This window comes from Ruegeria sp. A4 (genome assembly GCF_056543025.1).
The window spans coordinates 83,527-101,291 of sequence record NZ_JBQGAW010000007.1 but is presented as its reverse complement, the minus strand read 5'-3'; the positions used below and the strand labels follow the sequence as shown (position 1 = coordinate 101,291).

Below are 17,765 nucleotides of genomic sequence, written 5' to 3'. Positions count from 1 at the left end.
TATTGAATTTCCCCTATTTGGGAATTTCGTCCGTTATGTTAGATGTACGACTCAGTTGAACGGAGGTCGCCATGGCAGATGCATTCCTGTCCCATATCACGGACACACTTGCGCAGATCGAATCTGAGGGTCTTTACAAACGCGAACGAATGATCACCTCGCCTCAGGGCGGTGAGATCACTGTGGGCGGCAAGCAGGTGATCAACCTCTGTGCCAACAACTATCTGGGTCTGGCGGATCACCCGGCGCTGATCGAGGCCGCAACACAAGCGATGGGGCCCAAAGGATTCGGCATGGCGTCGGTTCGGTTCATCTGTGGCACGCAAGACATTCACCGCGAACTGGAACAACGTCTTGCCAATTTCCTGAACAAGGACGACTCCATCCTTTTTGCCGCCTGTTTCGACGCCAATGGCGGGTTGTTTGAACCTCTGTTGGGACCGGAAGACGCCATCATTTCGGACAGCCTGAACCACGCCTCGATCATCGACGGCGTGCGGCTGTGCAAGGCCAAACGCTATCGCTATCTGAACAACGACATGAACGACCTCGAAGCCTGGCTGAAACAGGCGCGCGAGGACGGGGCGCGGCATATCATGATCGCCACCGATGGCGTGTTCTCGATGGACGGCTATCTGGCCAACCTGCCGAAAATCCGGGAACTGGCCGATAAATACGATGCGATTGTTATGGTGGACGATTGCCATGCGACCGGCTTCATGGGGCCGAACGGTGCCGGCACACCCGATCATTTCGGCGTCGATGTGGATATTCTGACGGGAACCTTGGGCAAGGCACTTGGGGGGGCAATCGGCGGCTATATCGCCGGGCCGCAGCCAGTGATCGACCTGCTGCGGCAGCGGGCGCGGCCCTATCTGTTCTCAAACTCGCTGCCGCCCTCGATCGTCGCTGCCGGGTTGGAGGCGATCCGTCTGGTCGAAGAAAGCGACATGCTGCGCGCGCAACTCTTCGGCAACGCCAAATATTGGCGCGCCGGGCTGGAAAAGCTTGGCTTTGACCTGCTGCCCGGGGAACACCCGATCATCCCGGTGATGCTGGGTGAGGCGACGCTGGCACAAGACATGGCGTCACGGCTGTTCGACGAAGGCGTCTATGTTTCGGGCTTCTTCTTTCCGGTCGTCCCACGCGGGCAAGCGCGGATCAGAACGCAGATGAATGCGGCTCTGACCAGGGATGAACTGGACCGCGCCCTGTCCGCATTTGGCAAGGTCGGCAAAGAGCTGGGGGTCATCGAATGATCCTTCCATCGGTCATCGATGTGATCGGCGACACCCCCATGGTCGAACTGTCGCGCGTGTGTGCCCAGCAGAAGCTGAACGGGCGTATCATCGCCAAGCTTGACTATTTGCTGCCGGGATTTTCGAAAAAGGACCGCGCGGCGAAGTCCATCATCGAAACGGCGCGCGCATACGGGACTTTGTCACCGGGGCAGACGGTGGTCGAGCTGACCTCAGGCAACATGGGCACCGGCCTGGCGATTGTCTGCGGCATTATGGGGCACCCGTTCGTGGCAGTCATGAGCGCGGGGAACTCGGTCGAACGCGCCCGCATGATGCGCGCGTTGGGCGCCGAGGTGGTGATCGTCCCCCAGGCCCCCGGCAGCAAACCCGGCGAAGTCTCTGGGGCCGATCTTGAACTGGTCGATGTCGAGGCGAAACGCATCACGACCGCACGCAACGCGTTTCGTGCGGATCAATTTGGTCATTCGGGCAACCCCAAGGCCCACGAAACCGGGACCGGGCCCGAGATCTGGGCGCAATCCGAAGGCGCCGTCACGGCATTCTGCGACTTTGCAGGATCGGGCGGAACGCTGGCCGGAGCGGCAGAGTATCTGAACCGGCACGGCGTGCGGTGCTATGCCGTGGAACCTGCGGGCGCGCGCGCTTTGGCCGGTGAGCCGGTTTCGACTCCGGACCATCCCATTCAGGGCGGCGGTTACGCCATGGATGATCTGGTGCATTTGAAGGATAGCCAATTGGCCGGCCACCTTGCTGTTTCGGGGAAGGCCGCGCGGGATTGCGCCCGGCTTCTGGCCCGGACCGAGGGGATATTCGCCGGCTATTCGGCAGGCGCGAATCTTGCCGCGGCGATTGAACTGCTGCGCGGCCCCGAAGAAGGCGGCTGCGTCGCCATCGTCATGTGTGACAGCGGCCTGAAATACCTGTCGACCGATTTGTGGGAGTAAACATATGCGACCCAACACAATGAAAGCACTGGAAAAATCCAAACCCGAAGAAGGGTTGTGGATGGTGCAGGCCCCGATCCCCGAAATTGGCCCGGATGATGTGCTGATCCGCATCAACAAGACGGGTATCTGCGGCACCGACATCCATATCTGGAACTGGGATGAATGGGCGTCTCATACCGTGCCGGTTCCGATGATCACCGGCCATGAGTTTGCTGGAGAGATCGTCGAGATCGGGCGCAACGTGACAGGGCTTGAAATCGGCCAGCGATGCTCGGGCGAGGGTCATCTGATCACCACCGACAGCCGTCAGAGCCGCGCCGGAAAGTTTCACCTGGATCCGGGAACTCGGGGCATCGGAGTGAATGAACAGGGCGCATTTGCCGAATATCTGAAACTGCCTGCCTTCAACGTGGTGCTCTTGCCCGAGGACATACCGGATGAGATCGGAGCCATCCTCGATCCGCTGGGCAATGCGGTGCATACCGCCCTCAGCTTTGATTTGCTGGGCGAGGACGTTCTGATCACGGGTGCGGGCCCCATCGGCATCATGGCCGCTGCCGTCGCTCGTCATGCGGGTGCACGCAACGTGGTCATCACCGACATCAACGCAGACCGATTGAAACTGGCCGAACATGTGGTTCCCTCGGTGCGGACCGTCGATGTCTCCACGGAGGACTTGCAGGGCGTCATCGCCGAGCTTGGGATGAAAGAAGGGTTCGATGTCGGGCTTGAAATGTCCGGCTCGCAAGCCGCCCTGGACCAGATGGTCGAAGCCTTGGTGATGGGTGGAAAGATCGCGTTGCTGGGGATTCCTCCGGGCAAATCTCCGGTTGACTGGTCGCGCATCGTGTTCAAGGCGATCACGATCAAGGGGGTCTATGGGCGAGAGATGTTCGAGACGTGGTACAAGATGATCGCCATGCTGCAAAACGGTCTGGATGTGTCCCGCGTGATCACGCACCGCTTTGCGGTTGATGATTTCACCAAAGGGTTTTCCGCGATGAAATCAGGCCTGTCCGGCAAGGTTGTTCTGGACTGGACCTAACGCGCTGGAAAGTTGCACCCTCAGCCCCTAGACAGGTGCAGAACTTGCACAAGGGAGGCATGAGATGGGCGAGAACAAAGACGATCGTCTGTTGCAACGGGGGGTCGAAGACACCCTGGTCACTGATTTCGCCGAAACGCACCGCAAAAGCTATGGCGACTTCCTGCAACTGAAGACGCTGCTGAACCTGCAAAAAACCTTTCAGGACCCCGCACAACCTGACGAGATGCTGTTCATCATCATTCATCAGGTCAGTGAGCTGTGGCTGAAACTGATGCATCACCAACTGGTCGAGGTGTGTCGGTTCCTGCAACAAGACGAATTCGGACCCGCCATGAAAAACCTCGACCGCATCAAGGCCATTCAACGGCAATTGATTGCGGCCTGGGAAACGCTGCTGACCATGACGCCAGCCGACTACATGACGTTTCGGCAGGCCCTCGGCAATTCTTCCGGGTTTCAAAGCTATGGGTACAGGCAGATCGAGTTCATTCTGGGCAACAAGGATGCCTCGACCCTGAAAGTGCACGAGCATGACCCCGAGGTGATGGAGATGCTGAACGCCGCCCTGACCAAACCGTCCCTGTATGACGAAGTGTTGCACATGCTGGCCCGGCAGGGGTTCGACGTTCCAAGGGATTTGATCGAGCGGGACTACTCCGAACCCTATTCCGGTGATCCGCGCGTGGTTCAGATCTGGGTCGACGTGTTCCGCAACACGGACAAGTATTGGGATTTGTATGCGCTGGCAGAAAAGCTCATGGATGTGGAAAGCCTGTTTCAACGCTGGCGCTTTGACCACGCCACCGCGGTTGAACGTGTGATCGGAATGCAACCCGGTACCGGAGGTTCCAGCGGCGTGGCTTTCTTGCGAAAAGCACTTGAGTTGCGGTTCTTCCATGACCTCTATGATGTGCGGACGGAACTGATGTACAGCGGGCAGGGCTGAGCCATGCTGTATCGCGGATTTTCACAAGCCGAACTGGAGCGGGAATACTCTCCCAGTTCGATGATCGGTGGCGACCTGACCCCCTATCTGACCAGCTATCAAACGCTGAGTGCGCAAGCCCGTGCCGAATTGCCCGTCCAGGCCAACCTGGCCTATGGCGACGCCCCGGCCCAGGTGCTGGATTTCTTTCCCGCGAAGGGGGCCGGCGCCCCGTTGCATGTCTTTGTTCACGGTGGGTATTGGCAGGATCTCAGCCAGCGCGAATCGGCCATGATGGCCCCGGCGCTGATCGAAGCCGAGCAATCCTTTGCCACCTTGAACTACACGCTCGCCCCGGATGCGCGGCTGGATCAAATGGTCGACGAATGCCGCGACGCCCTTCTGTGGCTTGCGTCACAGGCCGAGGCACTGGGATTCGACCCGACGCGGATCACCTTGTCAGGGCACAGTGCCGGCGCTCATCTGGCAAGCATGGTCATGGCGACCTCGGCCGGCGCATTGGCCCGTGCCGGGCTGCGTGTGCGTGACGTGCTTCTGATCAGCGGTGTTTATGATCTGGAACCCATCAGTTTGACGTCCGTGAATGATCCGCTGCACCTGACCCCGGTCGAAGTGAACGATCTGTCCCCGATCCGCAACCTGCCCCCACCGGGCCCCCGCTATCATGTTTCAGTGGGGGAACGGGACACCGGCGAATTCATTCGACAAAGCCGCGACTATGCGGAACGGCTGCGCAAGGCCGGGCACTCGGTCAGCTTTGCCTTGAAACACGGAATGCACCATTTCGACATCATCCTGCATTCCGGGACATTCCTGCCCGACACGCAATGAGGCATTTTTTCAAACAAAAACAGCGGCCCGATCGGTGCCGCTGTTTTTTTTGAGTCCATCCCGCTTGGGATCAATCCAGGGTGCGGGTAACTTCTTCGCGCTCGAAGATCTCGATCACGTCGCCTTGGCGGATATCGTCGTAGTTTTCGAACGCCATACCACATTCCTGACCCGACTGGACCTCGGCCACTTCGTCTTTGAAGCGCTTCAGCGTCTTCAGCGTGCCTTCGTGAATCACCACGTTGTCGCGCAGCAGGCGAACGCCTGCCGAACGGCGGGCAACACCTTCGGTCACCAGACACCCGGCAACCTTGCCGACACCGGTAACCTTGAAGACTTCGCGGATCTCGGCATAGCCGATGAACTTTTCGCGGATCTCGGCGCTCAGCAGGCCGGATGCGGCCGCTTTCACGTCGTCCACGAGGTCATAGATCACCGAGTAATAGCGGATCTCGACACCCTTTTGGTTCGCCGTGTTCCGCGCCGATGCGTTGGCACGGACGTTAAAGCCCATGATCGGTGCGCCCGACGCTTCGGCCAGACCAACATCCGTCTCGGTGATCGCACCCACACCCGAGTGCAGAACGCGCACGCGCACTTCTTCGTTGCCGATCTTTTCCATCGCCTGAACGATGGCTTCGGCAGAACCCTGCACATCGGCTTTGACGAGGATCGGCAACTCGGCCACGTTCTCGTCTTCCTTGGCCTTCTGCATCAGCTGTTCAAGGGTGGTCGCGGCACCTGCCGCGGCGCGTTTGTCCTTGGCGGCCTGTTCGCGATAAGCGGCGATTTCACGGGCCTGCGCTTCGGTCTCGGTCACGTTCAGAACGTCGCCCGCTTCGGGCGTACCGTTCAGGCCCAAAACCTCGACCGGAACGGAAGGCCCGGCTTCCTTGACGCGCTCACCCTTGTCGTTGATCAGCGCACGGACCTTACCGTACTGCTCACCCACAACGAAGATATCGCCCTGACGCAAGGTGCCGTTCTGAACCAGAACCGTGGCGACCGGGCCACGACCCACGTCCAGCTGCGCCTCGATCACGGCCCCTTGGGCGGCGCGGTTCGGGTTTGCCTTCAGTTCCAGAATCTCGGCCTGAAGCGCGATGGCTTCCAGCAATTCGTCCAGACCCTGACCCGTGATTGCGGACACTTCGACATCCTGGACGTCACCGGACATTTTCTCAACGATCACTTCGTGTTGCAGCAGATCGGTGCGCACCTTGTCCGGGTTTGCATCCGGCTTGTCGACCTTGTTGATCGCCACGATCATCGGCACTTCGGCCGCTTTTGCGTGGTTGATCGCTTCGATCGTCTGCGGCATCACCGCGTCGTCAGCCGCGACGACCAGAACCACGATATCCGTCACCTGAGCACCGCGCGAGCGCATCGACGTAAACGCCGCGTGGCCCGGAGTGTCGAGGAAGGTCAACGTGGTGCCGCCATCGGTTTTCACCTGATATGCGCCGATATGTTGGGTGATGCCACCGGCCTCGCCCGCCACAACGCGCGCGTCGCGGATTGCGTCCAGCAGCGAGGTCTTGCCGTGGTCAACGTGACCCATGATGGTGATGACCGGCGGACGCGGTTGCAGATCGTCTTCGCTGTCTTCGACCTCTTTGATGACGTCTTCAACATCCGAATCGGATACGCGAGTGACCTTGTGGCCAAATTCTTCGATGATCAGTTCCGCGGTGTCTGCGTCGATGGTCTGGTTCTGCGTAACCATCATGCCCATCTGCATCAGCGATTTGACCACGTCAGCCACACGCTCGGCCATACGGTTGGCCAGTTCCGAGACCATGATCGCCTCGGGCAGCTGTACGTCGCGGATCACCTTTTCCCGTTCAACGGCACCGCCCATGGCTTTCTGACGCGCACGCTCCTGCTTGCGCTTCATCGCGGCCATCGAGCGCTGACGGTTGCCTTCGCCACCGGTCGCCTGACCCAGAGTCAGCTTGCCCGAACGGCGGTTGTCGTCACGACCCTTGCCACGGCCACGCTGCTCACGTTCGCGGTCCTGTTTGCGCGGCGTGGCTGCCGGCGCAGGTTTGCTGGCCGGGGCACGAGCCGCTTTGGGCTCTTCCGGTGCGGGCGCGGCAGCGGCGCGTTTGGCAGCTTCTTCCGCCTCTTTGCGCTTGCGTTCTTCTTCCTCAGCCTTCTGACGCGCACGCTCTTCGGCTTCGCGCTGTTCGCGTTCTTTGGCTTCCTGTTCCGCACGGCGGCGTGCGCGCTCTTCTTCGCGCGCCTTTTCAGCAGCTTCGCGCGCCGCGGCCTCTTCGGCCTCACGCGCCTTGGCCGCTTGCAACGCCTTCATGCGGCGCGCCATTTCCGCATCGGAAATGCCCGCAGGACGACGCGACGGATCACCCGAAGGTGCTGCACCGCCACCCGGCTTTGCTGCGCCCGGCTTGGGAACCACCACGCGTTTGCGTTTGGTTTCCACCACGACATTCTTGGTACGTCCGTGGCTGAAACTCTGTTTCACATTTCCGGGGCGTGCCCCGCCACGAAGACCCAATGTCTTTTTGCCGTCATTATCGCTCATAAAGCTACTTACCCTTCCGCGCGGCCCCTGCCGCCGTCATCCGTTTCGCGCAAGCCACGCAGGCGCTGCGCTTCCTCTACAACACGTTTGGCGAGTCCGCCAGAGGCCAAGGCCGCATGAATCACCGTTTGGCGCCCAAATGCCTGTCCTAATTCGTCTGCCGTCAGCCAACCTATGTATTTCCCGAAGTGCGGCGTGCTCAGTTTGGACTTGCCGCGCCCCGATCCATCAGCGGCCTGAATCAGCACCTGCGCCTCTTCCCGGTCCAGCCACGTCTTGACCTTTTCATACCCGGCGACCGCGTCGCCGGACTTGCGCGCCAGGCTGAGCAGCTCGATAACGCGGCGCGCGATCTGCTGTTCAACCTTTTCCGCCAGGTCCTTGGGCACAGACACCTGCGCCTTGAACCCCCGCGCAAACAGTTTCTTGCCAACGGCCTTGTCCAGGGCGGCACGATCCGCCGCCACATAGACCCCCCGCCCGGGTAGTTTCGCCGCGACATCCGGAAAAACCTGACCGTCCGGCCCCGTCACAAAGCGGATCAGCCCGAATTTGGGCTGCACCTCGCCCGTGGCGATGCACTTGCGCTCGGGTCCGTCGGACCGATCCTTATGGGCGCCACCGCGACTCATAAACGCCACCCGAAGCCCGAGATCAGGCCTCGATCTCCTCGTCTGCTGCGTCGCCGTCGACGTCTTCTTCCGCCTGTTCCAGCTCGGCCGGATCAACCCAACCCAGCAGGATACGCGCCGTCATGACCATATCTTGCGCCTCTTCCAGCGTTACGCCGAAAGGCTCCAATACACCGTCATCCTTGACACGCTCACCATCGACGGTCGTCCAGCCACCGGCCAGTTCCCAGTCGGCGCAAGTTGCAAAGTCTTCCAGAGTCTTCACGTCGTCCCTGGCCAGCGCCTCTACCATCTGGGGTGTCAGACCTTCGAATTCAATGAGACTGTCCTCGGCCCCCAATTCACGCGCCGCATCCAGTGCCGCCTTGGCCTGTGCTTCCAGGAATTCGCGGGCGCGGGTTTGCAGTTCCTGCGCGGTACCTTCGTCAACGCCGTCAATGACCAGCAGTTCTTCAATCTCGACATAGGCAACCTCTTCGAGGTTGGTGAAGCCTTCCGAGACCAGCAGCTGAGCAAAGAATTCGTCCAGATCCAGGCTGTCCATGAACAGTTTGGTACGGGCTTCGAATTCCTTCTGACGGCGGGCCGATTCTTCGGCTTCGGTCATGATGTCGATGTCCAGACCGGTCAGCTGGCTGGCCAGACGCACGTTCTGACCGCGGCGACCGATGGCCAGCGACAGTTGTTCTTCGGGCACGACGACCTCGATCTTGCCGGCTTCTTCGTCCAGAACCACCTTGGAGACCTCGGCAGGCTGCAACGCGTTTACCAGGAAAGTCGGTTGATCTTCGTTCCACGGAATGATGTCGATCTTTTCACCCTGAAGCTCGTTCACAACGGCCTGAACACGGCTGCCGCGCATACCCACGCAAGCACCGACGGGGTCGATCGAGCCATCATAGGAAATCACAGCGATCTTGGCGCGCGAACCGGGGTCACGGGCCACGGCCTTGACCTCGATGATGCCGTCATAGATTTCCGGCACTTCCATCTTGAACAGCTCGGCCATGAATTCCGGCGCGGTGCGCGACAGGAAGATCTGATGGCCACGCACTTCGCGGCGAACCTCTTTGATGTATGCGCGCACCCGGTCATTCGGGCGATAGCTTTCGCGGCCGATCTTGTCGTTGCGGCGCAGAACCGCCTCGGCCCCGCCCAGATCGACGATGACATTGCCGAACTCTTCGCGCTTGACCGCACCGTTGATGATGGTGCCCGCACGATCCTTGAATTCTTCGTACTGACGGTCGCGCTCGGCTTCGCGCACTTTTTGCAGGATGACCTGCTTGGCGGACTGAGCCGCAATCCGACCCATTTCAACCGGTGGAACCTCTTCGACGAAGACGTCGCCAACCTCGGGCGATTCCATGTACTGCTTTGCCTGCTCGACGGTCATTTCGGCCTGATAGTTTTCAAGCTCTTCATCTTCGACCACCGTGCGCACGCGAGTGAAGGTCGCCTTGCCGGTCTTGCGGTCGATGCTGACGCGGATGTCCATCTCGGCGCCGTAGCGGCTCTTGGCGGCACGGGCGAGCGATTCCTCCATCGCTTCGACAACCAGGCCGGGGTCGATCATCTTTTCGCGGGCCACGGCCTCGGCGGTCTGCAACAGCTCCAGCTGGTTTGCTGAGGTGATTGCCATCAGTTCGTCTCCTCTTCGGACCCTTCGGTCTCAATCTCGTCGAAAGCGTTTTCGTTCAGGGCGCCGGCATCCTTGCGCTGGCGCAGCATTTCCTTGATCAGGTCATCGGTCAGGACCAGCTTGGCATCGCTCAGCCAGTCGAATTGCAGACCGATGGTGATGGTTTCATCCCCCTCGGGGATGTTGATCAGAACCTCGTCCCCTTCGATCCCGGCCAATTCGCCCTTGAAGCGTCGGCGGCCGTCAATCAGTTCGGCGGTCTCGATCTTGGCCTCATACCCTTCGAAGGTCTCGAAATCCTTCAGACGGGTCAGAGGGCGGTCGATACCGGGGCTCGACACCTCGAGCGTATAGGCGTCAAGGATCGGATCCTCGACATCCAGCGTGGCGCTGACCGCGTTGGAAATTTCGGCGCAGTCATCCACTTCAATACCGCCATCGGGCTTGTCGGCCATGATCTGAAGCGTGGTCTGCTTGCCGCTCATCAGGCGGATGCGGACCAGCTCATAGCCCAGATCCTCGATCACGGGCGTGATGATCTCGGCCAGTCGCCGGTCAATGGCAGCTTTTGCTATCAGGTCGTTTGTCATCTGGTACTCTACCCTGTCAGTCGGGCACAAAAAAACGGGCGCGCGGCCCGTCGAATTTTCCGGTGGAGCCTTGGACCAGAAGTCCAACGCGCCGCTGTTGAAACTGCATATACGCAGGATGGCCCGAGTCTGCAACCCCCCGAGGGATTCGCATTCGGATTTACACCATCCACCACCGTTCGGCGATGCGGCCATCGTCCAGCGCACCGTTCCCGGCAATATGCCGCGGCATCCCGACAGCATCCGATACGGCAAGGGCCATGTCGGCCTCGGACGGGTGGAACCGGACACCGCGCGTGCCTCGCATTCCGGCCCGATCCGGAAGCGCCGCGATATCGACATACCCGTCCCGCAGCGCCTCGGCCCGCACGGCAGGGTCCGGGATTACAATGACCTCAAACGCGTCAGCCCATCCGGCCTGACCCTCTTTGTAATGCCCCTCGACACGGCGACCCAGAAAATGGCGGCCATCTTCTGCCCGTTCGACACGATAGCAGCCGGTGCCGTTGGCCTTGCGCAACGGGGATATGGTTTCACCGGCGCGCGCAACAACAAAGCGGCTGTCGGCCAGCAGGAAAGGCAATCCGGGATTTGCCTCGGCAAGTTCAAGCCGCAGGCGGTTGGGGGCAAGGGCCTCGGGCCTTCCGATTTCGGCCAGAACGGCCAGGACATCGGCAATCTGCAACGGTTCGCCATCGTGAAAGACCGCATCATCACGCAGATCAAAGCTCCAGACCCGTGCGTCGGCGTCGGTTTGCCAGCCGGTCGCAAGTTCACCGCGCAACGTACCATCCGGGGCGATTTCGGTCATTGTGTCGAAAACGGCCCCACGCGCTACTTGCTCGAGGCTGTCATCGCGCGGAACAGCCAGACGCAATGTCCCGCCTTTCTTGGGGGTACCGGCAAGGGATGCTCCTGTCGCCGCCAGCAATGCGGCAGCGGCACCAGAGGCAAAGAGAGCACGGCGATCGATGCGGGTCATGCAACACCCTCCGCCACACGGTCCATGATTCGCACCAGTTCCGCACTGATGCCCGGCTCGGACAGGGCGTGCCCCGCCTGACGAACCATTTTCAGTTCGGCATTCGGCCAGCGTTCCGCCAGCGACCACGCGGCCTGCGGCGGGCAGATCATATCATAGCGCCCCTGCACGATATGGCCCGGGATATGCGCGATCCGGTCCATCTGATCCAGAATCTGCCCGTCCGTTTCCAAAAACGCCTTGTTGGTAAAATAGTGATTCTCGAGCCGCGCAAAGGTGCGCGCGTATTCGCCGGGGCTTTCGCCAACCGATCCGTTGGTGTGGATCGACGCCAGCGCGTTTTCCCAATGCGACCAGGCCCGCGCATACAGGATCTCTGTCGCGCGGTCGCCCGAAAACAGACGTTTGTTATAGGCGGCAATGGTGTCGTTCAGTTCAACCTCGGGCAGCAGTGAAGTGAATTTCTGCCATTGCTCGGGCCAGAACCGCCCGGCGCCACCGCCGTAAAACCAGTCAAGCTCGGCCTGAGTCGCAAGGAACACCCCGCGCAACACCAGTCGACTGACGCGATCGGGATGGGTCTGGGCATAGATCAACGCCAGAGTCGCCCCCCAGCTTCCGCCAAAAGCGATCCATTCTTCGATCTCGAAGAGTTTGCGTAGCCGCTCTATGTCGGCCACCAGATGCCACGTGGTGTTGTCTTCGACCGAAGCGGTGGGGCGCGACCGGCCACATCCGCGCTGGTCAAACAGAATCACCCTGTAGGCCTGTGGATCGAAGTATCGCCTCATGGCCGGGCTGCACCCCCCACCCGGCCCTCCGTGCAGGATCACGACGGGTATGCCGTCAGGATTACCGCATTGTTCCACATAAATACGGTGCCCATCGCCCATATCGACCATCCGCTGGTCGAAAGGGTCGATCGGCGGGTACAGATATTGAACTGCGCGCTTTTGGTCCGGGTACTTGTCCATTATGGCCCTATATAGTCCTTAAGCGTAAAAGAGCACACGGAGACAGGAATGCAAGCGCATCCGAACACGGTGGACCCGTCCGAGATCGCAAAATTCGAGGCCATGGCCGCCGAATGGTGGGACCCGCACGGGAAATTCAAGCCATTGCACATGCTTAACCCGTGCCGGCTGGACTATATAACGCAGCAGATCGCCGGAGAATTCGATCGCGACCTAAAGTCGCCTGTGCCGTTCGAAGGTCTGCGCCTGCTGGATATCGGCTGCGGCGGTGGGCTGCTGAGCGAACCGATGGCGCGTCTTGGGGCCGACGTTGTGGGCGCCGACGCCGCGGAACGCAATCTGCCCGTGGCGCGCATTCACGCTGAACAATCCGGGCTAAAGATCGACTATCGCCATACCACGGCCGAGGACATGGCCGCTGCCGGTGAGCAATTCGATGTTGTGCTGAACATGGAAGTGGTGGAACACGTGGCTGATCCCCTGTCCTATCTGACCGCCACGCGTCAGTTGCTCAAACCCGGCGGGTTGGAGATTTGTTCAACTATCAACCGCAACCCGAAATCCTACGCCATGGCGATTTTCGGGGCCGAGGTCGTCATGCGTTGGCTGCCGCGCGGAACGCATGAATGGAACAAGTTCATCACGCCGGACGAGCTGTTCGACCTGCTGCGTCAGGCCGGGCTGGACCCGGTGGACCGCAAAGGGTTCGTGTTCAACCCGATCCTTTGGAGCTGGTCCATCTCGGATCGGGACTTGAGCGTGAACTACGTGACGGCGAGCGTGAAGCCACAGTAGGGAGTTATTCCCCCTCCAACTGCATGCGCAAATCCCGAAGCACTGGTAGGGCGCTGCGCACACGCTCCAGCCCCAGCTCTCCGACCACGCGGTTGATCAGCGGGGCAATCGAGGAAATCGCCTGATCCCGCGCCCGTCGACCTGCGGGGCTGATCGCCACCATCTTGCGGCGGGCGTCGTCCCAGTCGGGGCGGATGTGGATGTAACCGGCCCATTCCAGCTTGGCCAAAGTATTGGTCATCGCGCCACGGGTCACGTGGAATGTGTTGGCCAGTTGCGCCGGGCTACGCTCGTCCCCGACGAAAACCAGATGATTCAGCACCGAGAAATGCGAAATTTCCATACCCTTGGGCAGCACCCGGCTGAGCCGGTTGCGCAACAACTGATCCGCGGTCAGGATCTCGCTGAACAGCGTGACCGCAAGGGCGTTGGTGTCTTCCGTCATTGTTCAATTCTGTCAGGGTCCGGTGAAAGACCGGGTGTGTGTCAACGACGGCACGCGGCGGCGCGCCTCTGTCACAGAACTATCATCCAAATCGAAAATGTGAATGCCCGGATCTGTCCCTGCGTCGATCAGCACCTTTCCCCAAGGGTCCACAACCATGCTGTGCCCATGGGTAAAACGCGTCTTTCCGCGCGTTGATGGGTGTTCCCCCGTTTGCGCGGGGGCCAAGACCCAACAGCCTGTCTCGATCGCCCGGGCCCGCAACAGCGATTCCCAATGCGCGGCGCCCGTAACAGGTGAAAACGCTGCCGGAACGGTCAGGATGCGCGCGCCTGCCTGCGCCAAAGCCGCATGCAGGTATGGAAACCGGATGTCATAACAGATGGTCAAACCCACCTTGCCAAAATCGGTTTCAGCTATGACCGCCTTTTCGCCGGGGCGATAGTTCTTTGATTCGCGAAACGTCTCGGTCTCGGTGACCTGCACGTCGAACATATGGATCTTGTCGTAGCGCGCCACGATCTGACCTTGCGGATTGATCATGAAAGACCGGTTGGCAAACCGCCCGTCAGCGTCATGAGTCTTGATTCCCAGTGACCCGATCAACACCCACACGCCCAGTCGGGCGGCCTGATCCCGCAGGCCGGCCAAGGTGATGTCGTCTTCTTCGTGCCGAAGAACCTCGTTTTGCCGCGTCGTACTGTTTGACACGCAATTCGTGACCTCTGGCGTCAGGATAAACCGCGCACCCTGCCCTGCCGCGTCGGCCGCCATGGCGCGCACCATGTCCAAGTTTTCGACCGGATCATCCGACGACGTGATTTGCAGCAGCGCGGTCTTCATCAGGCCGCAAGCAGACGGTCAAGCTTGCCTTGCCGCTCCAGCTCGTAAAGGTCGTCGCAGCCGCCCACATGCTGTGACCCGATGAAAATCTGAGGCACGGTGCGTTTGCCGCCTGCGCGCTGGATCATCTCGGGCTTGCGTTTGGGGTGCATCAGAATGTCAACTTCCTTGAACTCAACGCCTTTCTGCTTCAGCAGACGTTTGGCCGCGTGGCAAAAACCACAGAGCGGCGAGGTATAGATTTCTACGGGCTTCATGTTCCGGTCCCTTTGGGTTTCGTGCGATCTTGGGCGAATTAGGCATCCTTGGCAACGCGCGCCAGTGCCAACACGAAAATATGATTTGCCCCTGCGGCCTGACACGCACGTGTGCACGCCGCCAGCGTCGCGCCGGATGTCATCACGTCATCCACCAGCAGGACATCGCGCCCCTTCAAATGCAGCACCCGCCTTGGGTGGATGTCAATTGCGCCCTCCAGGGTCTCGCCCCTTTCCCGCGCGGTCTTTCCGTCCAGCACCGGGGTCCGCCGTTTGCGCACCAGCAGATCCGGCACGCAGTCCAACCCGGCTTCTCGCCCCAGGTTGCGTGCCAGCAGCGCAGACTGATTGTATCGCCGTTTCAGCAGGCGCGACCAATGCAACGGCACCGGAGCAATCACCATCCCGGGCCGCAACAGCTCGCGCCCGGCCTGCGCCATCCAACGCGCAGCGGGGCGGGCCAGTTCGGTCCGGTCACCATGTTTCAAGGCCAGAACAAGTGACCGCGCCTTCCCATCATACATCAGCGCAGCGCGGCCCGCGTTCCAGGGCGGAGGGGTTTTCAGACAATCGTCGCACTCGATCCGGAACCTGTCTGCGCTTCCGATCACGGGCACCCCACAGCTTTCGCAAACCGTGCCACCGATGAACGGTGTATCCCGCCAACACGCCCCACACAGGCCGAAATCGGATTCCGTCAGCTCTCCGCAGCCAATGCAACGCGGCGGATAGATCAATGCAAGGGCAGTTTGAATCCGCTGCGCAATGCGATACTTGCGACCTATGAAACTGCCCGAGCCCACCGCACCCTCTCTTTTCGACCGTAACGCCATTCTGCATCATCGCGCCCGCGCGAAGGACGACGCCCTGTTCTTGCACCGCGCCGCCATTGATGAGGTTCAGGATCGGCTCTCCATGGTTAACAGAACCTTTACGGCACCTGCGGTCGTGACCCCTTTCCCACAGCTTTGGGCGGACGGTTTTCCGGATGCCGCCATTGTCGCGGATGACGATGTGCTGTCGCTGCAACCCGGTACGCATGATCTGGTGATTCATGCGATGGCGCTGCACTGCGCCAATGACCCGGTCGGCCAGTTGATCCAATGCAAAAGAGCTTTGAAACCGGATGGGCTGGTTCTTGTTCTATGCCTTGGGGGTGAAACCCTTCACGAATTGCGCGCCGCGCTGGGTCAGGCCGAAATCGAAGTCACGGGCGGGCTCAGCCCCCGCATCGCCCCGATGGCCGCACTGCGCGATCTGGGTGGGTTGCTGCAACGGGCCGGTCTGGCATTGCCAGTGGCCGATGCCGTACCGCTGACGGCAGAATACCGCGATATCTGGCACCTGATGCATGATCTGAGGGATATGGGTGAGACCAACGCATTGGCTGCCCGGTTGAAATGTCCGACCCGACGCAGAGTGTTCGAAGCCGCGCAGCGCGTCTATTCGGATCACTTTTCGACGGGAACAGGCCGTCTTGCCGCAACCTTCGAACTGATTTGCCTGACCGGTTGGTCCCCCGATGACAGCCAACCAAAGCCGCTGCGCCCGGGGTCAGCCCAAATGCGCCTGGCAGATGCCCTGCGCACGGAAGAGGGCAAACTGTCGGATTGACGCGCAACCAAATCCCTTTATCTCAGGTCGGAACACGAAAATTCAGGAATGCCCAATGTTTGATGCCACTCGTCCCGCTCATGCCCCTGCCGACCATCCCAAGGTCAAGATGGGCCGTGTTGGCATTTTGCTGGCCAATCTGGGCACGCCGGACAATTATACCTATTGGCCGATGCGTCGCTATCTGAACGAGTTTCTGTCGGATCAGCGGGTCATCGACTATCCGAAATGGAAATGGCAACCGATTCTTCAGGGAATCATCCTCAGCAAGCGGCCATTCAGTTCGGGTGAAGCCTACAAATCGATCTGGAATCATGAAAAGGGCGAAAGCCCGCTGATGACGATCACCAAGGACCAGACTGCCAAGCTGCGCGACGCGATGCAGGATCGGTATGGGGATCAGGTGATGGTCGATTTCTGCATGCGCTACGGCAACCCGTCAACAAAGTCCAAAGTGCGCGAGATGGTTGCCGCGGGCTGTGACCGTATTCTGTTTTTCCCGCTTTACCCACAATACGCGGGCGCAACCACAGCCACCGCCAATGACCAGTTCTTTCGTGCACTGATGGATGAGGCCTGGCAGCCTGCCACGCGAACCGTACCGGCCTATTTCGACCAACCCGCCTATATCGACGCTCTGGCGCAATCCGTTGAACGTGCTTATGCAGCGGCGGAGATAAAACCCGATATTCTGGTCTGCTCGTATCACGGGATGCCGGAACGGTATCTGCAACAGGGTGACCCCTATCATTGCCAGTGCGCCAAGACGACACGGCTGCTGAAGGAACGGCTGGGATGGTCTGACGATCAACTGGTTTCAACGTTCCAGTCGCGATTCGGCCCCGAGGAATGGCTGAAACCCTATACAGTGGATCATGTGGCGGATTTGGCCAAACAGGGCAAAAAGAACATAGCGGTCATCGCGCCGGCATTCTCGGCCGACTGCATCGAAACGCTGGAAGAGATCAACGAAGAGATCAAGGAAAGCTTTGAAGAAGCGGGCGGCGAAACCTTCACCTATATTCCATGTCTCAATGACGATGCGGCGCACATTGCTGCATTGGGCACAGTGATCGAAGAAAACTTGCGCGGCTGGCTGGACTGACCTGCACAACCTTGGAAAAACAAAAAAGGCGGTGGATTGCTCCACCGCCTTTTTCATGAATTCCGTGTCGGATTAGCTTGCAGCAACAGCAGCAGCAACAACGACCAGCAGGATCAGCGGCAGCAGGATGCCCTGCGACGAACCCTGAGTTTCTTCTACAACAACAGGTGCTTCAACAACCGGCTCTTCCAGGTTACCAGCATAAGTGGTCGAAGCAGCAGCAGTCAGTGCAGCAGCGAGAACGAGTTTCTTCATATTAACCTCCAGAATTTGCGCAGTTCCAATGCCCGGAACCACACATCTAAGA

The 17,765-nt window shown here is 60.0% G+C and carries 19 protein-coding genes; 8 read left to right on the top strand and 11 right to left on the bottom strand.

Annotated elements, in window-relative coordinates:
* Nucleotides 1-71: 71 nt before the first annotated feature.
* The 5 genes from ACR0E2_RS16935 to ACR0E2_RS16915 all read left to right on the top strand — a co-directional run bounded on the left by ACR0E2_RS16935 (nucleotide 72) and on the right by ACR0E2_RS16915 (nucleotide 5,034).
* Nucleotides 72-1,259, top strand: coding sequence for a glycine C-acetyltransferase (locus ACR0E2_RS16935; RefSeq protein ID WP_480447256.1), 1,188 nt, complete (start codon nucleotides 72-74; stop codon nucleotides 1,257-1,259).
* On the top strand, nucleotides 1,256-2,206 hold the full coding sequence (locus ACR0E2_RS16930; protein ID WP_480447254.1) for a PLP-dependent cysteine synthase family protein: 951 nt from the start codon (nucleotides 1,256-1,258) through the stop codon (nucleotides 2,204-2,206). The genes ACR0E2_RS16935 and ACR0E2_RS16930 overlap by 4 nt, the downstream gene beginning before the upstream one ends.
* Nucleotides 2,207-2,225: 19 nt before the next feature.
* Complete coding sequence (gene tdh / locus ACR0E2_RS16925; RefSeq protein ID WP_480447332.1) at nucleotides 2,226-3,254, top strand: L-threonine 3-dehydrogenase; 1,029 nt, start codon at nucleotides 2,226-2,228, stop codon at nucleotides 3,252-3,254.
* A gap of 64 nt (nucleotides 3,255-3,318) precedes the next feature.
* Nucleotides 3,319-4,203 carry a tryptophan 2,3-dioxygenase gene (locus ACR0E2_RS16920; protein ID WP_480447252.1) on the top strand — a complete coding sequence of 295 codons (885 nt, stop codon included), beginning with the start codon at nucleotides 3,319-3,321 and terminating at the stop codon, nucleotides 4,201-4,203.
* 3 nt (nucleotides 4,204-4,206) lie between these two features.
* Nucleotides 4,207-5,034, top strand: a complete 828-nt coding sequence (locus tag ACR0E2_RS16915) for an alpha/beta hydrolase (RefSeq protein WP_480447250.1) — start codon at nucleotides 4,207-4,209, stop codon at nucleotides 5,032-5,034.
* A gap of 70 nt (nucleotides 5,035-5,104) precedes the next feature.
* Here the strand turns inward: ACR0E2_RS16915 and infB are convergent, their stop codons facing one another.
* From infB to pip, 6 genes are all read right to left on the bottom strand, one after another.
* Nucleotides 5,105-7,579 carry a translation initiation factor IF-2 gene (gene infB / locus ACR0E2_RS16910; protein ID WP_480447248.1) on the bottom strand — a complete coding sequence of 825 codons (2,475 nt, stop codon included), beginning with the start codon at nucleotides 7,577-7,579 and terminating at the stop codon, nucleotides 5,105-5,107.
* 8 nt (nucleotides 7,580-7,587) lie between these two features.
* A complete protein-coding gene (locus tag ACR0E2_RS16905) occupies nucleotides 7,588-8,211 on the bottom strand; it encodes an RNA-binding protein (RefSeq protein ID WP_171120183.1) in 624 nt (207 codons plus the stop codon).
* Between the two features lie 22 nt (nucleotides 8,212-8,233).
* Nucleotides 8,234-9,853 (bottom strand): transcription termination factor NusA, encoded by a 1,620-nt coding sequence (nusA, locus tag ACR0E2_RS16900; protein ID WP_480447246.1) that lies wholly within the window; start codon nucleotides 9,851-9,853, stop codon nucleotides 8,234-8,236.
* On the bottom strand, nucleotides 9,853-10,443 hold the full coding sequence (gene rimP / locus ACR0E2_RS16895; protein ID WP_152459779.1) for a ribosome maturation factor RimP: 591 nt from the start codon (nucleotides 10,441-10,443) through the stop codon (nucleotides 9,853-9,855). Before rimP ends, nusA begins: the two co-directional genes overlap by 1 nt.
* Nucleotides 10,444-10,603: 160 nt before the next feature.
* The gene (locus ACR0E2_RS16890) at nucleotides 10,604-11,425 is read right to left on the bottom strand and encodes an ABC transporter substrate-binding protein (protein ID WP_480447244.1); all 822 of its coding nucleotides are present in this window, start codon (nucleotides 11,423-11,425) and stop codon (nucleotides 10,604-10,606) included.
* Nucleotides 11,422-12,399: a prolyl aminopeptidase gene (gene pip, locus ACR0E2_RS16885; protein ID WP_171230291.1), complete on the bottom strand. Its 978-nt coding sequence runs from the start codon at nucleotides 12,397-12,399 to the stop codon at nucleotides 11,422-11,424. Before pip ends, ACR0E2_RS16890 begins: the two co-directional genes overlap by 4 nt.
* Before the next feature lie 48 nt (nucleotides 12,400-12,447).
* Here pip and ubiG point away from each other — a divergent pair, with 48 nt between their 5' ends.
* The gene (gene ubiG, locus ACR0E2_RS16880; RefSeq protein WP_171120175.1) at nucleotides 12,448-13,194 is read left to right on the top strand and encodes a bifunctional 2-polyprenyl-6-hydroxyphenol methylase/3-demethylubiquinol 3-O-methyltransferase UbiG; all 747 of its coding nucleotides are present in this window, start codon (nucleotides 12,448-12,450) and stop codon (nucleotides 13,192-13,194) included.
* A gap of 4 nt (nucleotides 13,195-13,198) precedes the next feature.
* Here the strand turns inward: ubiG and ACR0E2_RS16875 are convergent, their stop codons facing one another.
* From ACR0E2_RS16875 to ACR0E2_RS16860, 4 genes are read right to left on the bottom strand one after another with little or no spacing between them, the layout of a single operon-like run.
* Nucleotides 13,199-13,639, bottom strand: coding sequence for a MarR family winged helix-turn-helix transcriptional regulator (locus ACR0E2_RS16875; RefSeq protein ID WP_480447240.1), 441 nt, complete (start codon nucleotides 13,637-13,639; stop codon nucleotides 13,199-13,201).
* Between the two features lie 12 nt (nucleotides 13,640-13,651).
* The gene (locus ACR0E2_RS16870) at nucleotides 13,652-14,482 is read right to left on the bottom strand and encodes a carbon-nitrogen hydrolase family protein (protein ID WP_480447238.1); all 831 of its coding nucleotides are present in this window, start codon (nucleotides 14,480-14,482) and stop codon (nucleotides 13,652-13,654) included.
* Nucleotides 14,482-14,739, bottom strand: coding sequence for a glutaredoxin 3 (gene grxC / locus ACR0E2_RS16865; protein WP_224857906.1), 258 nt, complete (start codon nucleotides 14,737-14,739; stop codon nucleotides 14,482-14,484). The genes ACR0E2_RS16870 and grxC overlap by 1 nt, the downstream gene beginning before the upstream one ends.
* Nucleotides 14,740-14,777: 38 nt before the next feature.
* Nucleotides 14,778-15,542 (bottom strand): double zinc ribbon domain-containing protein, encoded by a 765-nt coding sequence (locus ACR0E2_RS16860; RefSeq protein ID WP_480447236.1) that lies wholly within the window; start codon nucleotides 15,540-15,542, stop codon nucleotides 14,778-14,780.
* Between ACR0E2_RS16860 and ACR0E2_RS16855 the strand changes: the two genes are divergently transcribed.
* Both ACR0E2_RS16855 and hemH read left to right on the top strand, forming a co-directional pair.
* Entirely contained in the window at nucleotides 15,523-16,353 is an 831-nt protein-coding gene (locus ACR0E2_RS16855) for a methyltransferase domain-containing protein (protein ID WP_480447234.1), read from the top strand. The genes ACR0E2_RS16860 and ACR0E2_RS16855 overlap by 20 nt on opposite strands.
* 55 nt (nucleotides 16,354-16,408) lie before the next feature.
* Nucleotides 16,409-17,458: a ferrochelatase gene (hemH, locus tag ACR0E2_RS16850; RefSeq protein WP_171171784.1), complete on the top strand. Its 1,050-nt coding sequence runs from the start codon at nucleotides 16,409-16,411 to the stop codon at nucleotides 17,456-17,458.
* A gap of 72 nt (nucleotides 17,459-17,530) precedes the next feature.
* On the opposite strand, the gene ACR0E2_RS16845 is transcribed toward hemH, so the two are convergent.
* Nucleotides 17,531-17,713, bottom strand: a complete 183-nt coding sequence (locus ACR0E2_RS16845; protein ID WP_480447232.1) for a hypothetical protein — start codon at nucleotides 17,711-17,713, stop codon at nucleotides 17,531-17,533.
* Nucleotides 17,714-17,765: the final 52 nt, after the last annotated feature.

What these genes read in the sequence shown, in the direction of transcription:
- ACR0E2_RS16935 (WP_480447256.1), top strand. Translation starts at nt 72, where the DNA reads ATGGCAGATGCATTCCTGTCCCATATCACGGACACACTTGCGCAGATC.
- ACR0E2_RS16930 (WP_480447254.1), top strand. Translation starts at nt 1,256, where the DNA reads ATGATCCTTCCATCGGTCATCGATGTGATCGGCGACACCCCCATGGTC.
- tdh (WP_480447332.1), top strand. Translation starts at nt 2,226, where the DNA reads ATGAAAGCACTGGAAAAATCCAAACCCGAAGAAGGGTTGTGGATGGTG.
- ACR0E2_RS16920 (WP_480447252.1), top strand. Translation starts at nt 3,319, where the DNA reads ATGGGCGAGAACAAAGACGATCGTCTGTTGCAACGGGGGGTCGAAGAC.
- ACR0E2_RS16915 (WP_480447250.1), top strand. Translation starts at nt 4,207, where the DNA reads ATGCTGTATCGCGGATTTTCACAAGCCGAACTGGAGCGGGAATACTCT.
- infB (WP_480447248.1), bottom strand. Translation starts at nt 7,579, where the DNA reads ATGAGCGATAATGACGGCAAAAAGACATTGGGTCTTCGTGGCGGGGCA.
- ACR0E2_RS16905 (WP_171120183.1), bottom strand. Translation starts at nt 8,211, where the DNA reads ATGAGTCGCGGTGGCGCCCATAAGGATCGGTCCGACGGACCCGAGCGC.
- nusA (WP_480447246.1), bottom strand. Translation starts at nt 9,853, where the DNA reads ATGGCAATCACCTCAGCAAACCAGCTGGAGCTGTTGCAGACCGCCGAG.
- rimP (WP_152459779.1), bottom strand. Translation starts at nt 10,443, where the DNA reads ATGACAAACGACCTGATAGCAAAAGCTGCCATTGACCGGCGACTGGCC.
- ACR0E2_RS16890 (WP_480447244.1), bottom strand. Translation starts at nt 11,425, where the DNA reads ATGACCCGCATCGATCGCCGTGCTCTCTTTGCCTCTGGTGCCGCTGCC.
- pip (WP_171230291.1), bottom strand. Translation starts at nt 12,399, where the DNA reads ATGGACAAGTACCCGGACCAAAAGCGCGCAGTTCAATATCTGTACCCG.
- ubiG (WP_171120175.1), top strand. Translation starts at nt 12,448, where the DNA reads ATGCAAGCGCATCCGAACACGGTGGACCCGTCCGAGATCGCAAAATTC.
- ACR0E2_RS16875 (WP_480447240.1), bottom strand. Translation starts at nt 13,639, where the DNA reads ATGACGGAAGACACCAACGCCCTTGCGGTCACGCTGTTCAGCGAGATC.
- ACR0E2_RS16870 (WP_480447238.1), bottom strand. Translation starts at nt 14,482, where the DNA reads ATGAAGACCGCGCTGCTGCAAATCACGTCGTCGGATGATCCGGTCGAA.
- grxC (WP_224857906.1), bottom strand. Translation starts at nt 14,739, where the DNA reads ATGAAGCCCGTAGAAATCTATACCTCGCCGCTCTGTGGTTTTTGCCAC.
- ACR0E2_RS16855 (WP_480447234.1), top strand. Translation starts at nt 15,523, where the DNA reads ATGAAACTGCCCGAGCCCACCGCACCCTCTCTTTTCGACCGTAACGCC.
- hemH (WP_171171784.1), top strand. Translation starts at nt 16,409, where the DNA reads ATGTTTGATGCCACTCGTCCCGCTCATGCCCCTGCCGACCATCCCAAG.
- ACR0E2_RS16845 (WP_480447232.1), bottom strand. Translation starts at nt 17,713, where the DNA reads ATGAAGAAACTCGTTCTCGCTGCTGCACTGACTGCTGCTGCTTCGACC.